This window comes from Aeromonas sp. s2 (genome assembly GCF_040907935.1).
In the GTDB taxonomy this organism is placed as follows: Bacteria; Pseudomonadota; Gammaproteobacteria; order Enterobacterales; family Aeromonadaceae; genus Aeromonas; species Aeromonas dhakensis.
Genome location: NZ_JBFOCR010000023.1, coordinates 18,697 through 39,321, shown reverse-complemented (window position 1 = coordinate 39,321; position 20,625 = coordinate 18,697). Strand labels below are relative to the sequence as shown.

The window sequence follows — 20,625 nt, the reverse complement described above, 5'->3', positions numbered from 1 at the left end:
GCGACACCATGCAAAAAGGGACCCGAGGGTCCCTTTTTTTATTGCTTTGTCGGCTCAGTAGAGGCGATGGCTGATGCCGTTGAGCAGCCGCGACAGCCCCTTGGTGAACTGTACCGGCGCGTCCTGCACCGTGTAACAGAGGCAGCCGTCCGGGGTGTGCGGACTGTGGGCGTGGCTGGCATCGCGCCAGATGAAGTCCCCCGCCTGATAGCGGGTGTCGCCATCTTCGATGGTGCCGGCCAGCAGCAGGGTCAGCTCATAACCCTTGTGAGTGTGCTCAGGGATGCGGCCGCCCGCCTCTATGTGCAGCAGGCTGGCACGGGCCCCCTGCTCGTCAAGCGGCAGGCTCACCTGCCGGATGGCGCCGATGTGGCGCCAGCTGGGGGCGTGGTGACGGGCCAGCACCCGCGGCAGCCGGTACGACTGGCCCGCCACCTGCAGCTCGGGCCGGGCCGCAGCCGACTGACTCAACGCGGCCGCACTGGCCACCGGCTGTTGCAGTATGCCGGCCAGCATGGCATCGAACTCTGCCGGCAGTGGCTCGCACTCTTCGGCCGGGGCCAGGTATTGCCGAGCCAGCTCCTCTTCGCAGGCCCGCAGCCGGGCCGCACACTCGGGGCAGAGCTCGCAGTGTGCGGAGACGCCGACGGCCAGCGGCAGGGGCAGTTCGTCGGCGGCAAAGGCGCGCAACATGGCCTGAACGGGATGGGCTTTAATCATGGCCTTGCTCCACTTGTTCCTTCAATTTCTGTAACGCCAGTCTGAGGCGGGATTTGATGGTGCCGAGCGGCACGCCGAGCCGGTCCGCCAGCTCCTGCTGGGAGAGCTCCTGCAGGTAGATGCCGCGCACCACCTGCTGTTGCGGCTCCGGCAGGGTGCCGAGGTAGTGGGCCATCTGGCGGGTCAGCACGGCGTCTTCGCCGCCGCTCAGGTGCTCCTCTTCCGCCCTGTACTCCAGCATGGGCCACAGCTCCTCGGCGCAGAGATCTTCCTTGCTGGCGCGGCGCCGGCGCAGCATGTCGAAGCCCTGGTTGCGCATGACGGTGTAGATCCAGGTGGTGGCGGCTCCCTTGTCGGGGTGGTAGAGCCGGGCCTTCTGCCACACCAGCAGCATGGTCTCCTGTACCAGCTCCATGGCGTTGGCCTCGCTGCCGAGGTGGCGCAGCCCGTAGCTGCGGATGCGCGGGGCAAAGTGCTGGAACAGGGTGGCGAAGGCGGCCTTGTCGCCATGCTCGGCCACCCGCACCAGCAGGGATTTCAGATCGCCGGCGGGGTCATCCATAGGGGGCGATATCCTGTGCGGAGTCGATTGTGATTGGCCAGTATATGCCATTGCGCCATGCCTTGAAGAGGGTGATGAGTGCCAATACGTGCGCCACGGCAAAAGGATCACCTGCGCCGTATCAAAGAGTGCTCAGTGGCTGGCGACCAGCAATCCGCTCAGCAGGGAGAGTGCCGGCTGGTTGTCTTCCGCCGCCACCAGCCACTGTTTCTGCTCAACGGGGATGGGCAGCACTTCCAGCCAGCGCTGGGCCACCCAGCTGGCATCGTCCCAGTCGGGGTTGCGGTAGAGGGCCGCATACTCCGGGTAGTCGTTGAACACCTCCTGCAGCGCCCTGGCCAACGAGTGCTGGTCGGCATTGAGCCGGCCGGTGCGCCAGGGGGGCAGCACCTCCACCTCTCCGACCCGCAAGCCGTCCGACTCCTGCCACAGATCGGTGATCCTGACCCGCTCCATGCCGAGCACCGTGATGCCGAGCAGACCGTCCGGCAGCTGATCGAAGTCGACGATCCGTACCAGGGTGGCGATTGGGTACATGTTGCGCAGCGCATCGGGCTGGCGGGGATCCAGCATGCAGATAGCAAACCCCTGCTCTCCCGCCTCGGCGATCATGCGCTGATATCTGGGCTCGAAGATGCGCAGCGGCATGATGCCACCGGGCAGCAGGTGGGCCGAGAGGGGAAACAGCGCCAGTTTCATCGACAGATTCCTCGGTAAAAGGTACCTGTTGATACGACCGGGGCGGCAGGGCAGATCATTCAGAACGAGTTGGAATAAAAAACCCCTTAACAATCAGGGGAAAATAGCCTGGACAAGCCGCTTCAATATGCAGTAGAAATGGATAAGCACCGTAATTTCCGTCCAATATTCTGGGATCTGGTGCCAAATGCAGTGAAATATCCGCCCGACCGCGAGCGGCGGGTCATCCCTATAGTTTTCTCGGGCCGATGCGGGTAAAATTCACGCCCTTATATATCAGTCATTTTTCGACGCGCAACCTTGGTGGTCAGTTATGAAAGAGCATATTCATCATCTACTTGAACAAACGGTAGCCAATCTCAAGTCAGCGGGCATCCTGCCGGCGGACCTGGAAGCCCGCGTGCAAGTAGACCGATGCAAGGAGAAGGCTCACGGTGACCTGGCCACCAACCTGGCCATGCTGCTGGCCAAACCGGCCCGCAAGAATCCCCGTGAGCTGGCCGCTGCCATCATCGAGCACCTGCCCGCCTCCGATCTGATCGCCAAGGTCGAGATCGCCGGCCCCGGCTTCATCAACTTCTTCTTCGACCCGAGCTGGCTGGCCGGTCAGGTAGAGGCCATGGTGACCTCCGCCAACGCCAACGTGAAGCTGCCAACCCCGCAGACCGTGGTGGTGGACTACTCCGCCCCCAACGTGGCCAAAGAGATGGCGGTGCATCACATCCGCAGCACAGTCCTCGGTGACGTGGCTGCCCGCGCCCTCGAGTTCCTGGGCCACAAGGTGGTGCGTGCCAACCACATCGGCGACTGGGGTACCCAGTTCGGCATGCTGATCGCCTATCTGGAGAAGATGGCCAACGAGCACGCCTCCGACATGGAGCTGCGCGATCTGGAAGCCTTCTACACCCAGGCCAAGCGTCACTACGACGAAGACGAAGCCTTCGCCGAGCGCGCGCGCAACTACGTGGTCAAGCTGCAGGGTGGTGATGAGTACTGCCGCACCATGTGGAAGAAGCTGGTCGACATGACCATGGAGCAGAACCAGCGCAACTACGACCGCCTGAATGTCTCCCTGACCAACAAGGACATCATGGGCGAGTCCATGTACAACGACATGCTGCCGGAAATCGTCGCCGATCTGAAAGCGCGCGGCCTGGCGGTCGAGAGTGAAGGCGCCACCGTCGTCTTCCTGGACGAGTTCAAGAACAAGGATGGCGAGCCCATGGGCGTCATCATCCAGAAGAGCGATGGCGGCTTCCTCTATACCACCACCGACATCGCCTGTGCCAAGTATCGTTACGAGACCCTGGGCGCCGACCGGGTGATGTACTTTATCGACTCCCGTCAGCACCAGCACCTGATGCAGGCCTGGACCATCACCCGCAAGGCGGGCTATGTGCCGGAATCCGTGCCCCTCGAGCACCACGCCTTCGGCATGATGCTGGGCAAGGATGGCCGTCCCTACAAGACCCGCTCCGGCGGTACCGTCAAGCTGGTTGATCTGCTGAATGAGGCAGAAGAGCGCGCCGCCGCCCTGCTGGAGAGCCGCAACAGCGACCTCTCCGCCGAGGAGAAGGCCCAGGTGGTGCACGCCATCGCCATGGGTGCGGTCAAGTATGCGGATCTCTCCAAGAACCGCACTACCGACTACATCTTCGACTGGGATCTGATGCTCTCCTTTGAAGGCAACACCGCGCCCTACCTGCAGTACGCCTACACCCGTATCCAGTCCATCTTCCGCAAGGCCGGCGTCGATGCCGATACCCTGGGCGGCAAGGTGGTCCTGAGCGAGGAAGCGGAAGAGACCCTGGCCCAGAAGCTGATCCAGTTCTCCGACGCGGTCAACGGCGTGGCGGACAAGGGCATGCCGCACCTGCTCTGTACCTATCTGTACGAGCTGTCCGGCAACTTCATGACCTTCTACGAAGCCTGCCCGATCAACAAGGATGGCGTGGACGAGGCGACTCGTCAGAGCCGTCTGCTGCTGTGCGCCGCCACCGCCAAGGTCCTCAAGCTGGGCCTGGGCGTACTGGGCATCCACACCCTGGAGCGCATGTAATAGATGGCGACCCGGGATTATGTCGGCAGCCGCCCGCGACGTCGGGCGGGTGGTCGCAACACCAAGAAAGCGGCACCTCGCCGCTTTCCTGTTATCCCGGCCCTGCTGGCCGTAGTGTTGCTGGCGGGGTTCGGCGGTTTCCTCTACATGATCAGTGGCAAGGGCAACGACGCCCCCACCATTGAGGAGCAGGTGAAAGCCAACAAGCCCAAGGCCCAGAGCAACGGCCTGCCGCAGGAGAAGTGGAGCTACATCGAACGGCTGGAGAACAAGCAGGTCGACATCGTCGAGCCGCCGCCCCAGCCGGGCGTGCTGCCGCCCCCCCCGGCGGAAACCATGACCCTGCAGCCGGAGAAGCTGCCACAGCCGGTGCCGACCAATATTCCCCAACCCGGAACCCCCATCGGCCAGGTACAGCCCTACAAGCCGCAACCGGTACAACCGGCCAAGCCGGCGACCGGCGCGCCGGTCGCCAGTGCCCAGGAGCAGGTGATCGACCGCAAGGCCGAACGGGATCGGATGGAGCGGGAGCTGCGCGCCGAACTGGAGCGGGAACGGGCCGCGGCCGCCAAGGCCAAGGCGGCGACTCCGCCTGCAACGGCCGACAACGAACGCTACATGATGCAGTGCGCCGCCCTGCGTTCGCAGGATTCCGCGGAATCCCTCAAAGCGCGCATCGCCTTCACCGCCGGGCTCTCCTCCAGCCTGCAGGTGGTCAACGGGGCCGGTGGCGCCGTCTACAAGGTGATGGTGGGCCCCTTCAGCGGCAAGGCGGCGGCCGACGCGGCCAACCGCAAGCTGCAGGGCTCAGGCATCAGCGGCTGCATCCCCAAGAAGGGGTGATCGCAGCGTCCATATACAGGGCCGGGTGGCAACACCCGGCCCTGTTTCTTTTGGTGCCAGTCGCCACCACTCCCAGCCAACCCCGTTGGCCGCGCCAGCGCGCAGGCTTGAAAAGCCGGATTGCCATCCCCATCTCTCTTGCCATGCACAGTCAGGCCGTCATTCGGCTCAAGCGAGGTAAGTAAAGTGACTACCATAGTTTCAGTTCGCCGCAACGGTCAGGTCGTCATCGGTGGCGATGGCCAGGTTTCTCTTGGCAACACCGTCATGAAGGGCAACGCCCGCAAGGTTCATCGCCTCTACAACGGCAAGGTGCTGGCAGGTTTTGCCGGCGGCACCGCCGACGCCTTCACCCTGCTCGAGCGCTTTGAAGCCAAGCTGCAGGCTCATCAGGGCAACCTGGAGCGCGCCGCCGTGGCGCTGGCCAAGGACTGGCGCACCGATCGCGCCCTGCGCCGCCTCGAGGCGCTGCTGGCCGTCGCCGACGAGCACAAATCTTTCATCATCACCGGCAACGGTGACGTGGTACAGCCGGAGCACGATCTCATCGCCATCGGCAGCGGCGGCAACTTCGCCCAGTCCGCCGCCATCGCCCTGCTGGAGAACACCGAGCTGGATGCCAAGAGCATCGTCGAGAAGTCCCTCAAGATTGCGGGCGACATCTGTGTGTTCACCAACGGCAACCACACCATCGAAGTGCTGGATTATTCAGCCAAATAAGCCGGCGAAATAGGGCCGCCAAATAAGGCCGCCAGCCAAACCCCATTTTCCAAGGGGTGGGCCCTGCCCGCCCCGGACACAGGAACACCATCATGTCCGAGATGACCCCGAGAGAAATCGTCCACGAGCTGGACAGACACATCATTGGTCAAGCCGACGCCAAGCGTGCGGTGGCCGTGGCCCTGCGCAACCGCTGGCGCCGGATGCAGCTCTCCGAGGAGATGCGCCACGAGGTGACCCCGAAGAACATCCTGATGATCGGTCCGACCGGTGTCGGCAAGACCGAGATCGCCCGTCGTCTGGCCAAGCTGGCCAACGCCCCCTTCATCAAGGTCGAAGCGACCAAGTTCACCGAAGTGGGCTATGTGGGCAAGGAAGTGGACAGCATCATCCGCGATCTGACCGATGTCGCCATCAAGCTGGTGCGCGAGACCGAGATGGAGAAGATGAAATACCGCGCCGAAGAGGCCGCCGAAGAGCGCATCCTCGACGCCCTGCTGCCCAACCCGCGCAACAGCTGGGGCGAGGAAGAGAAAGCCGACAACTCCAACACCCGCCAGATCTTCCGCAAGAAACTGCGGGAAGGTCAGCTGGATGACAAGGAGATCGAGCTGGAGCTCTCCGCCTCCCCGATGGGCGTTGAGATCATGACCCCGCCGGGCATGGAAGAGATGGCCAACCAGCTGCAGGGGCTGTTCCAGAACCTGGGCCAGAACCAGAAGAAGAAGCGCAAGATCAAGGTCAAAGAGGCCATGAAGGCGCTGATCGAAGAGGAAGCGGCCCGCCTGGTCAACCCGGAAGAGCTGAAGCAGAAGGCCATCGCCTCCGTCGAGAACAACGGCATCGTCTTCCTCGACGAGATCGACAAGATCTGCAAGCGCGGCGAGAGCTCAGGCCCGGACGTTTCCCGTGAAGGGGTTCAGCGCGACCTGCTGCCGCTGGTCGAGGGCTGCACCGTCAACACCAAGCACGGCATGGTCAAGACCGATCACATCCTGTTCGTCGCCTCCGGCGCCTTCCAGATCGCCAAGCCGTCCGACCTCATCCCGGAGCTGCAGGGCCGTCTGCCGATCCGGGTCGAGCTGACCGCGCTGACCACCGAAGACTTCGAGCGGATCCTGATCGAGCCGAACGCCTCCCTGACCGATCAGTACAAGGCACTGATGGCCACCGAAGGGGTCAACATCGAGTTCACCCAGGACGGTATCCGCCGTCTGGCCGAAGCGGCCTGGCAGGTCAACGAGCGCACCGAGAACATCGGCGCCCGTCGTCTGCACACCGTGATGGAACGACTGATGGAAGACATCTCCTACGACGCCTCCGAGAAGTCCGGCGAGACCTTTGTCATCAACACCGACTACGTCAACGCCCACCTCGGCAAGCTGATTGAAGACGAGGATTTGAGCCGCTTTATCCTGTAACAGCTTGATCGGAGACGAGGATCCGAGCGGTTTACTATCCTGCTCAACCCCGTAGCAAGACGCCTCCCCTGTGGAGGCGTCTTCGTTTTCAGCGCTCTCCCAGCTCGCAGCCTTCCCGGGTCGCATTGCCCGGCACGTCGCGCTCACCTCTCCCCACCAGCCAGAGTGCGCTCATCAGCAGCAGAGCCGTCAGGGCGAAGGTGGCCCGCATGGCGAACGCCAGCTCGCTCGCACTGGCGACGGCCGGATTGCCGCCTCCCGCCAGAGCGGCAAACAGGGCCCCCAGTCCCGCCGCCCCCGTCAGCTGGCCCAGATTGCGCGACAGGGTCAGCAACCCGGCCACGGCACCACGGCTCTGTTCGTCGGCGGCGCCGATCACCAGGCTGTTGTTGGCGGTCTGGAACAGGGCGTAGCCAGCAGTCAGCAGCAACACGGGCAGCAGGTATCCCATTGGGCCACCGCCGCTGCCCAGGGTGGCCAGCAGCACCACCGCCGCGCTCATCACCAGCAAGCCCAGTCGCACCACTGTGATGGCGCCGACCCTGTCCACCAGCCAGCCGGCTGGCATCCCGCTCAGTGCCGCCAGCAGGGGTCCACCCGAGATAAGCAGCCCGCTGGTCAGCGGGCCGAGCCCGAATACCCCCTGCAGATAGAAGGGACCGATCAGCAGGGTCGCCACCATCACCCCGGCCACCAGCGCACTGGCCGCCAGAGCGCCGCGCAGCCGCCAGGTTCGCAGCAACGCCAGCGGCAACAGAGGGGCGGGGGAGCCCAGTTCGCTGCGCACCAGCCAGGCGGCGGCCAGCAGCGCCCCGCCCCCAAGCCAGAGGGCCGGGACGCCTGTCGTAGTGAGCGCCAGCCCGTAGCCCAGCAGCGTCACCAGCAGCCACCCCAGGCTGGCCAGGTTGAGTCGTGTCCCCTGCCCGCTCGCCCCGTCATCGGGTAGACCGGCACGGGCACAGAGCAGCGCCAACAGGCCGAGGGGTAGCAGCGCCAGGAAGGCAGCCTGCCAGCCCGCCACTTCCAGCAGCAGGCCGCCAAACGAGGGTCCCAGCGCCGTACCGCAGGCAGACAGGGTGCCGAGCAATCCCATGCTCCAGCCCCGTCTGGCCGGCGACACCAGCCGCCCCACCATGGCCAGCGAGAGCGTCAGCATGCAGGCCGCACTCGCCCCCTGCAGCGCCCGTGCGACGATCAGCCAGCCGATGGTCGGTGCCAGCGCGCAGAGCAGGGAGGCCAGCGCAAAGCCCCCCATGCCACAGAGCAGCAACCGACGCCGGCCGAACCTGTCACCCAGCCGGCCGGCCACCACTGTCAGGCAGGTGAGTCCCAGCAGGTAAGCCACCAGCACCCACTGCAAGATGGCGAAGGGCAGATGAAAGGCCGCCCCCAATGCCGGCAGCAAGATGCCGCCCATGCTGGCCGCCAGCATGGGCAACAGGGTGGCGAGGCCAAGCGCCAGCAGACCGAGACGAGACGCCGCCAGGAGCGGGAAATGGGTTGGTGTTGACATGAGCCGGGCTCCACATAGGGGTGATGACGACAAGGCTAGTGGGGCCAGTGAGCAGGCGGAAGACGCACCAGTTGCAGCTTATCAATGCAGCGGACGCCATATGAGGATGCCCGTTCTCGGGTATGATGAAGCTGACCCCTCTGCTCCCACTCCGATGAAGGCATGCACATGAGCACTCCCGACCTCAACCTGCTGATCACCCTGGATGCCCTGCTGGACGAAGGCAGCGTGGCGGGCGCCGCCAGACGACTGGGCTTGAGCCCCTCCGCCATGAGCCGGGCCCTGGCAAGATTGCGGGAGACCACAGGCGACCCGCTGCTGGTGCGGGCCGGCCGCGGCCTGGTGCCGACCCCTCGAGCCCAGTTGCTGCGCGAGCAGGTCGGTCGGCTGGTGCAGGAGGCAGAGAGCATGCTGAGCCCCCGACAGGAGGTCGACCCGGCGCGGCTGGAGCGCACCTTCACCCTGCGCGCCAGCGAGGGGCTGGTGGAACTGTTCGGCGCCGCCCTGCTGAGCCGGCTCGCCACCGAGGCGCCCGGAGTACGGCTCCACTTTCTGGCCAAGCCGGACAAGGAGAGCGGCCCCTTGCGCAGCGGCGAGCTGGATTTCGAGACCGGGGTCATCAGCGCCACCACGGCGCCCGAGCTGCGTACCCAGGCCCTGTTTCAGGACCACTTCGTCGCCGTAATGCGCCCCGGTCATCCACTGTGCGACGGCCCACTCACCGCCAGCCGCTACGCCGGGGCGCGCCACGTGCTGGTGTCCCGCCGCGGCCAACCCCACAGCCCGGTCGATGAGGCGCTGGCCAAGCAGGGGCTCTCGCGCACCGTCGCCACCCTGGTGCCCGGCTTTGCCACCGCGCTGGCGCTGGTGCGCGGCAGCGATCTGGTGGCCACTGTGCCTGAGCGTCACTGCGCCGCCCTGCTGGGGGAGCTGGTTGTTCGTCCCCTGCCCTTCGCGCTGCCAGCGATCCGGGTCGCCCTGCTCTGGCACCCCAGGCTGGACGCGGATCCGGCCCACCGCTGGCTGCGCACCCTCATCCGCGATATCTGCGCCCAGGAGCCTTACCGCCCCCTTCCCTGACGCCCCCCGGTTCTGCTGGCGACCCATGGCTGCCGCCATCCCATGAAGGAATTTTTCACGCTTTTTGACGGTACGGGCATTTCTTTGCAGGGTCAGCCAGGCAGCCCCTGCAGCGGTGGCTCCGCTCCCCACGCCATAACCAATTGCACCACTGGTATACCTATTTATGTATAGCTTTGAATTATCAGGAATTACCCCTGAGGAGATATATAAATAGACACTTGATTTGCATCAATCGCCCGCCCCTGCCGACTGGGTAGCCTAGCCTCAGAATGATGTTTTATTACTCCAAACTAGAGGCAATCATGAGCAAAGTCAGACTGGTCGTTGTGGGCAACGGCATGGTGGGGCACCGCTTCATCGAAGAGTTGATCGAGCGGGCCGACCCGGACCGCTACGAGATCACCGTCTTCGGTGCAGAGCCCCGCCACGCCTACGATCGCGTCCATCTCTCCTCCTACTTCTCCCACCACACCAGCGAAGATCTCTCCCTCGTCAAACCCGGTTTCTACGACAAGCACGGCATCCGCTTGCTGCTCGGCGAAGCGGTGAAAAAAATCGACAGAGCCAACCGCGAAGTGCACTCCAACAAGGGCACTGTGGTCGAATACGACAAGCTGGTGCTGGCCACCGGCTCCTACCCCTGGGTGCCGCCCATTCAGGGCAGTCAGCACCACGAATGCTTCGTCTATCGCACCATCGAGGATCTGAAAGCCATCCGCAACGCCGCCAAGAGCGGCAAGAGCGGGGTGGTGATCGGGGGCGGCCTGCTTGGCCTCGAAGCCGCCGGCGCCCTCAAGGCGCTGGGTCTCGAAACCCACGTGGTTGAGTTTGCCCCTGTGCTGATGGCCGAGCAGCTCGACGGTCAGGGCGGCCAGCTGCTGCGCCGCAAGATTGAATCCATGGGCGTGCAGGTGCACACCAGCAAGAGCACCAGCGAGATCCTGATGCATGGCGGCGAACAGGCGAAACACCGCCTCGCCTTCGCCGACGGCAGCCAGCTTGAAGTGGACGTGGTGGTCTTCTCCACCGGCATCCGCCCGCAAGACACCCTCGGTCGCTACGGCGATCTGGCCATCGCCGAGCGCGGCGGCATCGTCATCGACGATCACTGCCTCACCTCAGACCCCGACATCTACGCCATCGGCGAGTGCGCCGCCTGGCAGGGTCGCTTCTTCGGCCTGGTGGCACCGGGCTACAAGATGGCCCAGATCACCGTCGACCACCTGCTCGGTGGCGACAGCCGCTTCGAAGGGGCGGACATGAGCGCCAAGCTCAAGCTGCTCGGCGTCTCCGTCGGCTCTATCGGTGATGCCCATGGCCGCACCCCGGGCAGCCACAGCTATGTGTTCCAGGACGACCAGGCCGGCGTCTACAAGAAGATCGTGGTGAGCGAAGACAACAGCCGTCTGCTCGGCGCCGTGCTGGTGGGTGACGTGGATGACTACGGCAACCTGCTGCAGATGATGCTCAACGCCCTGCCGCTGCCGAGCCACCCGGACACCCTGATCCTGCCCGCCTACGCCGGGGCCAAACCGACCCTGGGGGTGGATGCCCTGCCGGAGAGCGCCCAGATCTGCTCCTGCTTCGACGTCTCCAAGGGCAACATCGCCCAGGCGGTGGCCGAGGGGCACACCACACTCGCCGCCATCAAGCAGCACACCAAGGCCGGCACCGGCTGCGGCGGCTGCGTGCCCCTCATCAGCCAGGTGCTCAACGCCGAGCTGGTGAAGCAGGGCATCGAGGTCAACAACCACCTCTGCGGCCACTTCCCCTACTCCCGTCAGGAGCTGTTCCACCTGGTCAAGGTGGAGAGGATCAAGAGCTTCGACGAGCTGCTGGCCAAGCACGGTCACGGCCATGGCTGCGAGGTGTGCAAACCGACGGTCGGCTCCATCCTCGCCTCCTGCTGGAACGACTACGTGCTGAGCCCGCTCAACACCCAGCTGCAGGACACCAACGACATCTTCCTCGGCAACATGCAAAAGGACGGTACCTACTCCGTCATCCCGCGCATGGCCGGTGGCGAGGTGACCCCGGAAGGGCTGCTGGCGGTGGCCGAAGTGGCTCGCGACTACAAGCTCTACACCAAGATCACCGGCGCCCAGCGCATCGGCCTGTTCGGGGCCCAGAAGGATGATCTGCCCGCCATCTGGCGCAAGCTGCTGGCGGCGGGCTTCGAGACCGGTCAGGCCTACGCCAAGGCGCTGCGCATGGCCAAGACCTGCGTCGGCAGCACCTGGTGCCGCTTCGGCGTGCAGGACAGCGTCGGCCTCGGGGTCTTCCTAGAGAACCGCTACAAGGGCATTCGCACCCCCCACAAGATGAAGTTCGGTGTCTCCGGCTGTACCCGCGAATGTGCGGAAGCACAGGGCAAGGATGTCGGCATCATCGCCACCGACGCGGGCTGGAACCTCTATGTGGGCGGCAACGGCGGCATGAAGCCGCGCCACGCCGATCTGCTGGCGTCTGACCTCGACCGCGAGACCCTCATCAAGCTGATCGACCGCTTTATGATGTTTTACGTCACCAGCGCCGACAAACTGCAGCGCACCTCGGTCTGGCTCGGCAACCTGGAAGGGGGCGTCGACTACCTGCGCGAAGTGATCGTCGACGACAAGCTGGGACTGGCCGAGCCCCTGGAGCGCGATATCCAGACCCTCATCGACAGCTACGAGTGCGAATGGTCGCGCACCCTCAACGAAGAGCAGGCGCTGCAGCGCTTCAGCCACTTCATCAACAGCGACAAGCGCGACCCGGACGTCCAGTTCGTCAGCGAGCGTGACCAGCACAGACCGGCGACCCCGGCCGAGCGCATCCCTGTCTACCAGATCGAGGTGGAAACCAAATGATGAAACTTGCCTGCCAACTCAACGACATCCTGCCGGGAACCGGCGTCTGTGCACTCATTGAAGGGCGCCAGGTCGCCCTGTTCCGCCCAAGTGCTGCGGCCGAGGTGTTCGCCATCGACAACCGGGATCCCTTCTTCGCCGCCAACGTGCTGTCGCGGGGCCTTATCTGCGAACACGACGGCGAGCTCTGGGTGGCCAGCCCGCTCAAGAAGCAGCGCTTTCGCCTGAGCGACGGTCACTGCTTCGATAACCCGGCAATGTCAGTGCAAAGCTATCCCGTTGAAGTGCGTGATCAGCAAGTCTGGGTCGCTGTCTGATGTCGACAACCCCCAGATCTATGTCGGTACAGAGCTATCCCGTCGAAGTGCGCGACCAGCAGGTCTGGGTCGCCGTCTAAAGCCGATTTAACTCTCTTTCGGGCTGCCAGAGGGCAGCCCTTTCAAGGACTCACAAGATGTACACGGAAACCATTAACAAGTGCGCCGCCAACGCGGCCCGCATCAACCGCTTCGAGCGCAGCGACAAGCTCGGCTTCTGGCTCAGCTCCGCCATGGCGGGGGCCTATGTGGGCCTTGGCATCATCCTCATCTTCACCCTCGGCAATCTGGTGGATCCCGCTATCCGGCCGCTGGTGATGGGGGCCACCTTCGGCATCGCCCTGACCCTGGTGATCATCGCCGGCTCCGAGCTCTACACCGGTCACACCATGTTCCTCACCTTCGGGGTGAAGACGGGCAAGATCACCATGGGTGACCTGCTGCGCATCCTGCCGCAGACCTGGGCCGGCAACCTGCTCGGCTCCATCGCGGTGGCGCTCATCTACTCCTACGGCGGCAGCCTGCTGCCGGATGCGGGCAGCCTGGCCCACAAGGTGGCGCTGGCCAAGACCCAAATGCCCGCGATGGTGCTGTTTATGAAGGGGATCCTCTGCAACTGGCTGGTCTGCCTCGCCATCTGGATGGCGCTGCGCACCGAGGGTGCCGCCCGCTTCATCGCCATCTGGTGGTGCCTGCTGGCCTTTATCGCCTCCGGCTACGAGCACTCCATCGCCAACATGACCCTGTTCGCCCTCTCCTGGTTCGGCGCCCATTCCGAGGCCTACACTCTGGGCGGCATCGGCCACAACCTGCTCTGGGTGACCCTGGGCAACACCGTCTCCGGCGCCCTCTTCATGGGCCTCGGCTACTGGTATGCCACCCCCAAGGCTGAGCGCCCGGTCGCGGTGAGCGAAACCACCAGCACCGCCAGCCAGACCCAAACCGCCTGATCAGGAGGCCCCATGGACTACTTGCCCATCTTCTGCAGACTCGACAACAAACCCGTGCTGCTGGTCGGCGGCGGCGAGGTGGCGGAGCGTAAGGCGCGCCTGCTGCTGGATGCCGGTGCCCAGCTCACAGTAGTAGCTCCCGAGCTAGACCCCGAGCTGGCGGAACTGGCTGCCAACGGCAGCATCGAGTGGCTGGACGCCGAGTTTGCACCGGCGCACCTGACGGGCAAGTGGCTGGTGGTGGCCGCCACCGATCGGCGCGAGGTGAACGCCCTGGTCTACCAGAGCGCCAATCAGGCGCGGATCTTTGCCAACGTGGTGGATGACCCGAAACGCTCCAGCTTCATCATGCCGTCCATCATCGACCGCTCGCCGCTGATGGTGGCCATCTCCTCCGGCGGCAAGGCCCCGGTGCTGGCCCGGCTGCTGCGAGAGAAACTCGAAGCCATGCTGCCGCAACATCTGGGGGCCGTCGCGGCCTTCGCCGGCAGCCTGCGGGATCGGGTCAAGACGCGCTTCGCCAGCATGGGGGAGCGGCGCCGCTTCTGGGAACGGCTGCTCGGGGCGGATCGGCTCGGGCAAGCGCTGGCTCGGGGGGATAGCGCCTCTGCCCACCAGCTGGCCGATACCCTGTTTGCCGAGGAGAGCAAGGCTCACGGCGAGGTGGTGCTGGTCGGTGCCGGCCCCGGCGATCCGGGCCTGCTCACCCTGCACGCCCTGCGCCAGATGCAGCAGGCGGATGTGGTGGTCTATGACCGGCTGGTCTCCGACGAGGTGATGGCGCTGGTGCGCCGCGACGCCAAGCGCATCTTCGTCGGCAAGCAGGCGGGCAACCACTGCGTGCCGCAGGAGGGGATCAACCAGCTCTTGCTGGACGAGGCGAAGAAGGGGCAACGGGTGGTGCGGCTGAAGGGGGGCGACCCCTTTATCTTCGGCCGTGGCGGCGAAGAGCTGGAGACGCTTGTTGGTACTGGCATTGGCTTTCAGGTGGTGCCGGGGATCACGGCGGCGAGCGGCTGCGCCGCCTACGCCGGCATTCCGCTGACCCACCGCGATCACGCCCAGAGCGTGCGCTTCGTCACCGCCCACGGCAAGGGTGGCGCCCGGGATCTCGACTGGCCATTGCTGGCCAAAGACAAACAGACCCTGGTGTTCTACATGGGGCTCTCATCCTGCGCCACCATCCGCGAGCAGCTGCTAGCCCACGGCAAGGGGGGCGACACCCCGGTGGCGCTGATCGAGCGCGGCACCCAGCCGAGCCAGCGGGTCATTCGCGGCACCCTTGACCAGTTGCCCGAGCTGGCCATCGGCGTCGAAAGCCCGGCCCTTATAATGGTGGGCTCGGTGGTAACCCTGGCTGACTCCCTCGCCTGGTTCGGGCAAGGGGCAACCATAGAGACGGCGCTGGCTTCGGCCTGATATCACCTCATATGCAAACGCCACCCTGGGGTGGCGTTTCTTTTCCTGCATTTACTGTCATAACCTCTTGTTTTGAGTCTGGTATCCTATGGGATGTGTCAGCCGGACCACCGAATTCAGGAATTCAGTTTCATGTCTCTCCCCGCCAAGAACAACGCCAAGCAGCGTGAACAGGACAGAGCCCGCATCCTCACCCTGCTGCTCGCCGACGACGCCCTCACCGACAGCCTGCTCGACCCGCAAGGGGAGCAGGACGCCGAACTGCGGAACCAGACCAGCGAGCTCACCCGACTGGTCAACAGCCTGCCCGCCGCCGATATCGCCGATGCGCTGGAGTCCCTGCCGCCGGACGAGCGCCACGTACTGTGGCAACAGGTGGATGCGGACAAGCACGGCCAGATCCTGGTGGAGGCCTCGGAGACGGTATGGGACAGCCTCATCAGCGGCATGAGCGACAAGGAGCTGCTGCATGCCCTGAGCACCCTCGACATCGACGATCAGATCTATCTGGGCCAGTACCTGCCCCGCAACCTGATGGGGCGGCTGCTCACCTCCATGGCTCCCATGGACAGGGATCGGGTGCGGGAGGTAATCCGCTACGGCAAGCACACGGTTGGCGCCATGATGGACTTCGACCTGGTGACTGTGCGTCCGGACGTGACCCTGGCTACCGTGCAACGCTACCTGCGCCTGCGCGGCCAGATCCCCGACAACACCGACAAGTTGTTCGTCATCGACCGTCGCAACCGGCTGCAGGGAGAACTGCCGCTCACGACCGTGTTGCTGCACAGACCCGAGACCCGGGTGAGCGACGTGATGGAGAAGGATCCGGTCACCTTCGATCCGGAAGACAACGATGAGGCGGCCGCCCGTACCTTCGAGCGGGACGACCTGGTCTCCGCCGCCGTGGTGGATGCCAGGGGCAAACTGATGGGCCGGCTCACCGTCGCCGAGGTGGTGGATCTGGTCTATGAGGAGAGCGATACCGACCTGCGCCGGATGGGGGGGATCAGCGAGGAGGAGGACGTGTTCGCGCCTGTCTCCAAGGCGGTCAAGACTCGCTGGGCCTGGCTCGCCATCAACCTCTGCACAGCCTTCGTGGCATCGCGGGTGATCGGCCTGTTCGAGCACACCATCTCCCAGCTGGTGGCGCTGGCGGCGCTGATGCCCATCGTCGCCGGCATCGGCGGCAACACCGGCAACCAGACCATCACCATGATAGTGCGGGCGCTGGCGCTGCAGCACATCCAGACCGGCAACGTCTCCTTCCTGCTGTGGCGCGAACTGGGGGTGGCCCTGATCAACGGCCTGGTGTGGGGCGGCACCATGGGGGTCGCCACCTACATCCTCTATCAGGATGCGGCGCTGGGCGCCGTGATGACGCTCGCCATGATGCTCAACCTGCTGGTGGCGGCGCTGATGGGGGTCATCATCCCCATGACCATGAGCCGGCTAGGCCGCGACCCGGCGGTGGGCGCCAGCGTGATGATCACCGCCATCACCGATACCGGCGGCTTCTTCATCTTCCTGGGGCTGGCCACCCTGTTCCTGCTTTAATCAGCTTGGCAATAAAAAGGGAGCCTTCATGGCTCCCTTGTTCATTCGGTGCGGCCGCTATACCCGGTATTTGGCCACCGCCTGGTTGAGCAGCTTGGCCTGCTCGGTCAGGCCATGACTCGATTTGGCGTTCTCCTCCGCCATCAGGCTCGACTCCTGGGCGATGTCGCGGATGTTGTTGACGTTGCGGTTCACCTCGTTGGCCACCAGGCTCTGCTGCTCGATGGCGGCGGCAATCTGGGTGCTCATGTCCATGATGTGGGTGACGTCCTGGGTGATCTGCTCCAGCAGTTCACCCGCCATGCTGGCCTGCTCCGAGCTGCTGTTGCCCTGCTCGCGGCAGGTCGCCATCATGCCCACTATGTTGCCGGTCTGCTTCTGCAGCGAGCTGATGATGCCGGCGATCTCCTGGGTCGACTTCTGGGTGCGGATGGCGAGGCTGCGCACCTCGTCCGCCACCACCGCAAAGCCGCGGCCCTGATCCCCCGCCCGCGCCGCCTCGATGGCCGCGTTCAGCGCCAGCAGGTTGGTCTGCTCGGCGATGCCGCGGATCACGTCCAGCACAGAGCCGATGGTTTCACTCTCCTGCTGCAGCTGGGCCACTTCGCGGGAGGAGTTTTCCAGGTTGTCGGCCAGGGAGCGGATCTGGCTGACGGTGTTCTCCACCGCACTGCGCCCCTCCATCGCCTTGTTGTTGGTGGTCTGGGCATTGTTGGCGGCCTGCTCGGTGTTGCGGGCGATCTCCTCTATGGTGGAGCCCATTTCAGTGGAGGCGGTCGCCACCATGTCGGTCTCCTGCAGCTGGCGGGCCGCCCCCTCACTGGTGCGGCGGACGTTGCCTGAGAGGTGATCCGCCGCCTCGGTCAGGGTGTGCACGCTCTGCTTCACGTCGCCGATGAGGTGGCGAAAACCTCCCAGCATGACGTCCAGGTTGCTCGCCAGCTGCGCCATCTCGTCCGCCCCCTGCAACTCGATCTTGAGGCGCAGGTCATTGTCCTGCCGGATGCGGTTGACGGTGTCGTTCACCCGCGAGATGGGGCGATCGATGCTGCGGCCCAGCAGCATGCTCATGATGCCCATCAGCACTATGATGACGCCGCCACAGACCAGCATCAGGGTGTTGAGGCGCGAGGTCTGCCGTACCAGCTCGTCGGCGATGTGCTTGTCGACCGCGGCGAACCCTTGCTCGGTCTGGTGCACCAGATCCCGCATCTGGCTGCGCAGCCCTTCCCCCTCATTCAGCCCCAGCACCTGCATTCCCTGCACCAGGGCGATGAAGTCCTGCTTGTACTGCTCGCTGGCCTGCTCCAGCTTGCCGCGTTCAGCCTCCGGCAAGGTTGCCAGCCGCTGCTGGAAATCCTTGTGCAGGGTCTGGAAGCGCTCCAGATACTGGATGTCGGAGCGCAGCATGAAGTCTTTCTCCGCCCGCCGCAGCTGCAGCATGGTGATGAGCAGTCCCTGCTCATCCAGCTGCTTGAGCCCCTCCTCCACCTCGTGCACCGCCGTCCGCAGGCGACCGTAGAGTCCATCTTCCGGCCCCAGCCCGATCTTCTGCTGTTGGACCACCAGCTCGTTGAAGGCCTTGCCATAGGCCTCCATCTGCTGATCCAGCATGGTCAGCTCGCCCTGCACGGCACTCAGGTTGTCCTCCTGGCTCAGGGTCTGGTTGAGCCGGTGAAAGTCAGCCAGCACTTCATTGAAGCGGGCAACGAAGGTCGGATCCTTGCGGATCAGGAAGTCTTTCTCCGCTCGTCGCAGGTTGAGCATGGCGATCTCGAGGCTGTCCACATTGCGCTGGGCCTCGGTCAGATGGCGACTCACCTGGTTGGAGTAGAAAAACAGGCTGCTCAATACCAGCATGGCCACGGCGACCAGCGCGGTATTCAGGATCAATTTATGACGGATGAGCACGATGAACCTCTCACAAACATGGGGTGGCATGCATTGAGCTTATGCAGAAAACGTTATCCTTGTTGTTGTTCAAGGAATATTCATTGAAATGCCAGTCCCACTCCTTATACTGGATCCCACCTGTTTCCAGCGGTGGATTTGACACAATGGAATACAACACTTCAGAACTGTGCGACATCTATCAGGACATGGTGGATGTGCTCGAACCCATGCTCTGCTCCTTCGGCGGCCGCGCCTCCTTCGGCGGCGTCATCACCACAGTCAAATGTTTCGAATCGAACGGCCTGATCCGTGAACTCGTCAAAGAGAACGGCGTTGGTCGGGTACTGCTGATCGATGGCGGCGGCTCCATGCGCCGTGCCCTGATCGACAGCGAGATCGCCACCACGGCGGCGGAGAACGAGTGGGAAGGGATCGTCTGTTACGGCTGCGTGCGCGAGGTCGACATTCTGGAAGATCTGGATATCGGCATTCAGGCGCTGGCGGCCATTCCGGTGGGGGCCGACAGCAAGGACGTAGGCGAGACCGATCTGCCGGTCAACTTCGGCGGCGTCACCTTCCTGCCGGACGACCATCTCTACGCCGATACCACAGGGGTGATCCTCTCCCCCGATGCGCTCGACATCGAGTAAGCAGAGCAGAGTGAGAATGGGAGCCAAGGCTCCCATTTTTTATGCCCGCGTGCTGCCGGACGCGGACAAAAAAAGAGGGCCAGTAAAAACTGGCCCCTTAACTGGAAGCAATGTGAGCAATGTCGTGCCTTCACAAGAAGTCCATCACGTTGGAACGAATGAAGTCTTTCCCGGAAAACAAGGTAACAATAATCATTCTCATTTAACTAAGCAACCCTTATTTGCCATAAATGCAAAAAAATTGACCACCCCGAGGGGTGGTCAATGTCGTCAGGCTTGCCGTGTGGCCGTTTGCAGGCCGCTCAAACCGGCCTCGCCCACCAGCTTGCGGCTGAGATAACGCAGTAGCACACCGTAGAGGGGCACAAACAATCCCAGGCTTATCAGCAGCTTGAACACGTAGTCCACGGTTGCGATCTCGACCCAGTGTTCGGCCATAAAGGGATCCGTGCTGCGCCAGAAGGCGATGGTGAAGAAGGTGATGGTATCCACCAGATTGCCGAACAGGGTGGAGGCGGCCGGTGCCACCCACCAGGCTTTCAGCAGCCGCAGCCGGTTGAACACCACCACGTCCATGAACTGGCCCACCAGATAGGCCATAAAGCTGGCCAGGGCGATGCGTGCCACGAACAGGTTGAACTCGGCCAGATTGCCAACGCCCTGGAAGCTGCCCTCGAAGAACAGCACCGACAGCGCATAGGAGATGGCCAGCGCCGGCAGCATCACGGTCTGGATGATCTTGCGCGCCAGACCGGCACCGAAGATCCGCACCGTCAGGTCGGTGGCCAGAAAGATGAACGGGAAGCTGAAGGCCCCCCAGGTGGTATGGAAGCCGAAGATGGTGATCGGCAGCTGCACCAGGTAGTTGCTGCTGGCGATGATCAGGATGTGGAACAACGAGAGGCGCACCAGCGCCGTCTGGTGCTGAGCAGGGGTCAGATTCATATTGTGACCTTTTTGGTTAATGGGGTTAGGGAACCCATACCGCCACCATTGGCGATAATTGAGGGGCGGGATTATACGCCCCCAAATTGATAGTTCAATCTTTATGCTGTGGGTTGAGGCTGCGGCGCCTGCTCAGCCCTGATGCTGGCGGGCCAGCCAGAGCAACGCCTCGGCATCGGCCGGCTGCTCCGCCGCCAGCCAGCAGCCGCTGTAGTGTTCGTACTCGAGCCGAAAGCGGCTCCCCTCGAATTCCAGCAGCCAGCAGTGACGATCGGCGCCACACTCACGCTCGAGCGCCACCAGCTCCCACTCCTGCAACAGGGCATCGGCCAGGGTTGGAAAGCTGTCCCAGTCGAGCGCGGGGTGCTCCAGCGTCACCACCCCGGCCTCCCTGTCTGTCTGCGTGATCCGCCAGTTCATCGGCT

Annotated in this window: 18 protein-coding genes; 11 read left to right on the top strand and 7 right to left on the bottom strand. The window is 63.9% G+C overall.

Translation table 11 applies throughout. From position 1 onward, the window contains the following. Positions 1 to 54 precede the first annotated feature (54 nt). From AB5Y81_RS18395 to AB5Y81_RS18385, 3 genes are all read right to left on the bottom strand, one after another. Positions 55 to 720: a ChrR family anti-sigma-E factor gene (locus AB5Y81_RS18395; RefSeq protein WP_206220914.1), complete on the bottom strand. Its 666-nt coding sequence runs from the start codon at positions 718 to 720 to the stop codon at positions 55 to 57. Then, on the bottom strand, positions 713 to 1,282 hold the full coding sequence (locus AB5Y81_RS18390; RefSeq protein ID WP_206866053.1) for a sigma-70 family RNA polymerase sigma factor: 570 nt from the start codon (positions 1,280 to 1,282) through the stop codon (positions 713 to 715). The genes AB5Y81_RS18395 and AB5Y81_RS18390 overlap by 8 nt, the downstream gene beginning before the upstream one ends. A 132-nt stretch (positions 1,283 to 1,414) precedes the next feature. Next, entirely contained in the window at positions 1,415 to 1,981 is a 567-nt protein-coding gene (locus AB5Y81_RS18385; protein WP_043170600.1) for an LON peptidase substrate-binding domain-containing protein, read from the bottom strand. A gap of 313 nt (positions 1,982 to 2,294) precedes the next feature. Between AB5Y81_RS18385 and argS the strand changes: the two genes are divergently transcribed. The 4 genes from argS (at position 2,295) to hslU (ending at position 7,024) form a co-directional block, all read left to right on the top strand. After that, a complete protein-coding gene (argS, locus tag AB5Y81_RS18380) occupies positions 2,295 to 4,040 on the top strand; it encodes an arginine--tRNA ligase (RefSeq protein WP_043170599.1) in 1,746 nt (581 codons plus the stop codon). Between the two features lie 3 nt (positions 4,041 to 4,043). After that, positions 4,044 to 4,883, top strand: a complete 840-nt coding sequence (locus tag AB5Y81_RS18375; RefSeq protein WP_279485156.1) for an SPOR domain-containing protein — start codon at positions 4,044 to 4,046, stop codon at positions 4,881 to 4,883. A 186-nt stretch (positions 4,884 to 5,069) separates the two neighbouring features. Further along, positions 5,070 to 5,603: an ATP-dependent protease subunit HslV gene (gene hslV / locus AB5Y81_RS18370; RefSeq protein WP_005306539.1), complete on the top strand. Its 534-nt coding sequence runs from the start codon at positions 5,070 to 5,072 to the stop codon at positions 5,601 to 5,603. A gap of 92 nt (positions 5,604 to 5,695) precedes the next feature. Further along, positions 5,696 to 7,024: an HslU--HslV peptidase ATPase subunit gene (gene hslU, locus AB5Y81_RS18365; protein ID WP_279485155.1), complete on the top strand. Its 1,329-nt coding sequence runs from the start codon at positions 5,696 to 5,698 to the stop codon at positions 7,022 to 7,024. Between the two features lie 88 nt (positions 7,025 to 7,112). On the opposite strand, the gene AB5Y81_RS18360 is transcribed toward hslU, so the two are convergent. Next, on the bottom strand, positions 7,113 to 8,537 hold the full coding sequence (locus tag AB5Y81_RS18360; protein ID WP_279485154.1) for an MFS transporter: 1,425 nt from the start codon (positions 8,535 to 8,537) through the stop codon (positions 7,113 to 7,115). Between the two features lie 168 nt (positions 8,538 to 8,705). Here AB5Y81_RS18360 and AB5Y81_RS18355 point away from each other — a divergent pair, with 168 nt between their 5' ends. The 6 genes from AB5Y81_RS18355 (at position 8,706) to mgtE (ending at position 16,712) form a co-directional block, all read left to right on the top strand. Then, complete coding sequence (locus AB5Y81_RS18355) at positions 8,706 to 9,617, top strand: LysR family transcriptional regulator (RefSeq protein ID WP_279485153.1); 912 nt, start codon at positions 8,706 to 8,708, stop codon at positions 9,615 to 9,617. Between the two features lie 305 nt (positions 9,618 to 9,922). Then, positions 9,923 to 12,469, top strand: a complete 2,547-nt coding sequence (gene nirB / locus AB5Y81_RS18350) for a nitrite reductase large subunit NirB (protein ID WP_279485152.1) — start codon at positions 9,923 to 9,925, stop codon at positions 12,467 to 12,469. Further along, positions 12,469 to 12,786 (top strand): nitrite reductase small subunit NirD, encoded by a 318-nt coding sequence (gene nirD, locus AB5Y81_RS18345; protein WP_279485523.1) that lies wholly within the window; start codon positions 12,469 to 12,471, stop codon positions 12,784 to 12,786. The genes nirB and nirD overlap by 1 nt, the downstream gene beginning before the upstream one ends. A 137-nt stretch (positions 12,787 to 12,923) precedes the next feature. Next, entirely contained in the window at positions 12,924 to 13,736 is an 813-nt protein-coding gene (gene nirC / locus AB5Y81_RS18340; RefSeq protein WP_279485151.1) for a nitrite transporter NirC, read from the top strand. 12 nt (positions 13,737 to 13,748) lie between these two features. Further along, positions 13,749 to 15,155, top strand: a complete 1,407-nt coding sequence (gene cysG, locus AB5Y81_RS18335; RefSeq protein ID WP_279485150.1) for a siroheme synthase CysG — start codon at positions 13,749 to 13,751, stop codon at positions 15,153 to 15,155. A gap of 132 nt (positions 15,156 to 15,287) precedes the next feature. Then, positions 15,288 to 16,712, top strand: a complete 1,425-nt coding sequence (mgtE, locus tag AB5Y81_RS18330) for a magnesium transporter (RefSeq protein ID WP_041203041.1) — start codon at positions 15,288 to 15,290, stop codon at positions 16,710 to 16,712. Positions 16,713 to 16,769: 57 nt separating this feature from the next. On the opposite strand, the gene AB5Y81_RS18325 is transcribed toward mgtE, so the two are convergent. Further along, positions 16,770 to 18,623: a methyl-accepting chemotaxis protein gene (locus AB5Y81_RS18325; RefSeq protein WP_026139115.1), complete on the bottom strand. Its 1,854-nt coding sequence runs from the start codon at positions 18,621 to 18,623 to the stop codon at positions 16,770 to 16,772. Between the two features lie 146 nt (positions 18,624 to 18,769). Here AB5Y81_RS18325 and rraA point away from each other — a divergent pair, with 146 nt between their 5' ends. Continuing rightward, entirely contained in the window at positions 18,770 to 19,255 is a 486-nt protein-coding gene (gene rraA / locus AB5Y81_RS18320) for a ribonuclease E activity regulator RraA (protein ID WP_005306574.1), read from the top strand. A gap of 270 nt (positions 19,256 to 19,525) precedes the next feature. Here rraA and AB5Y81_RS18315 read toward each other — a convergent pair whose 3' ends face one another. Then, the gene (locus AB5Y81_RS18315; RefSeq protein WP_010635778.1) at positions 19,526 to 20,200 is read right to left on the bottom strand and encodes a 7-cyano-7-deazaguanine/7-aminomethyl-7-deazaguanine transporter; all 675 of its coding nucleotides are present in this window, start codon (positions 20,198 to 20,200) and stop codon (positions 19,526 to 19,528) included. A 132-nt stretch (positions 20,201 to 20,332) separates the two neighbouring features. After that, positions 20,333 to 20,620, bottom strand: coding sequence for a DUF3630 family protein (locus AB5Y81_RS18310; RefSeq protein WP_279485149.1), 288 nt, complete (start codon positions 20,618 to 20,620; stop codon positions 20,333 to 20,335). Between the last annotated feature and the right edge of the window lie 5 nt (positions 20,621 to 20,625).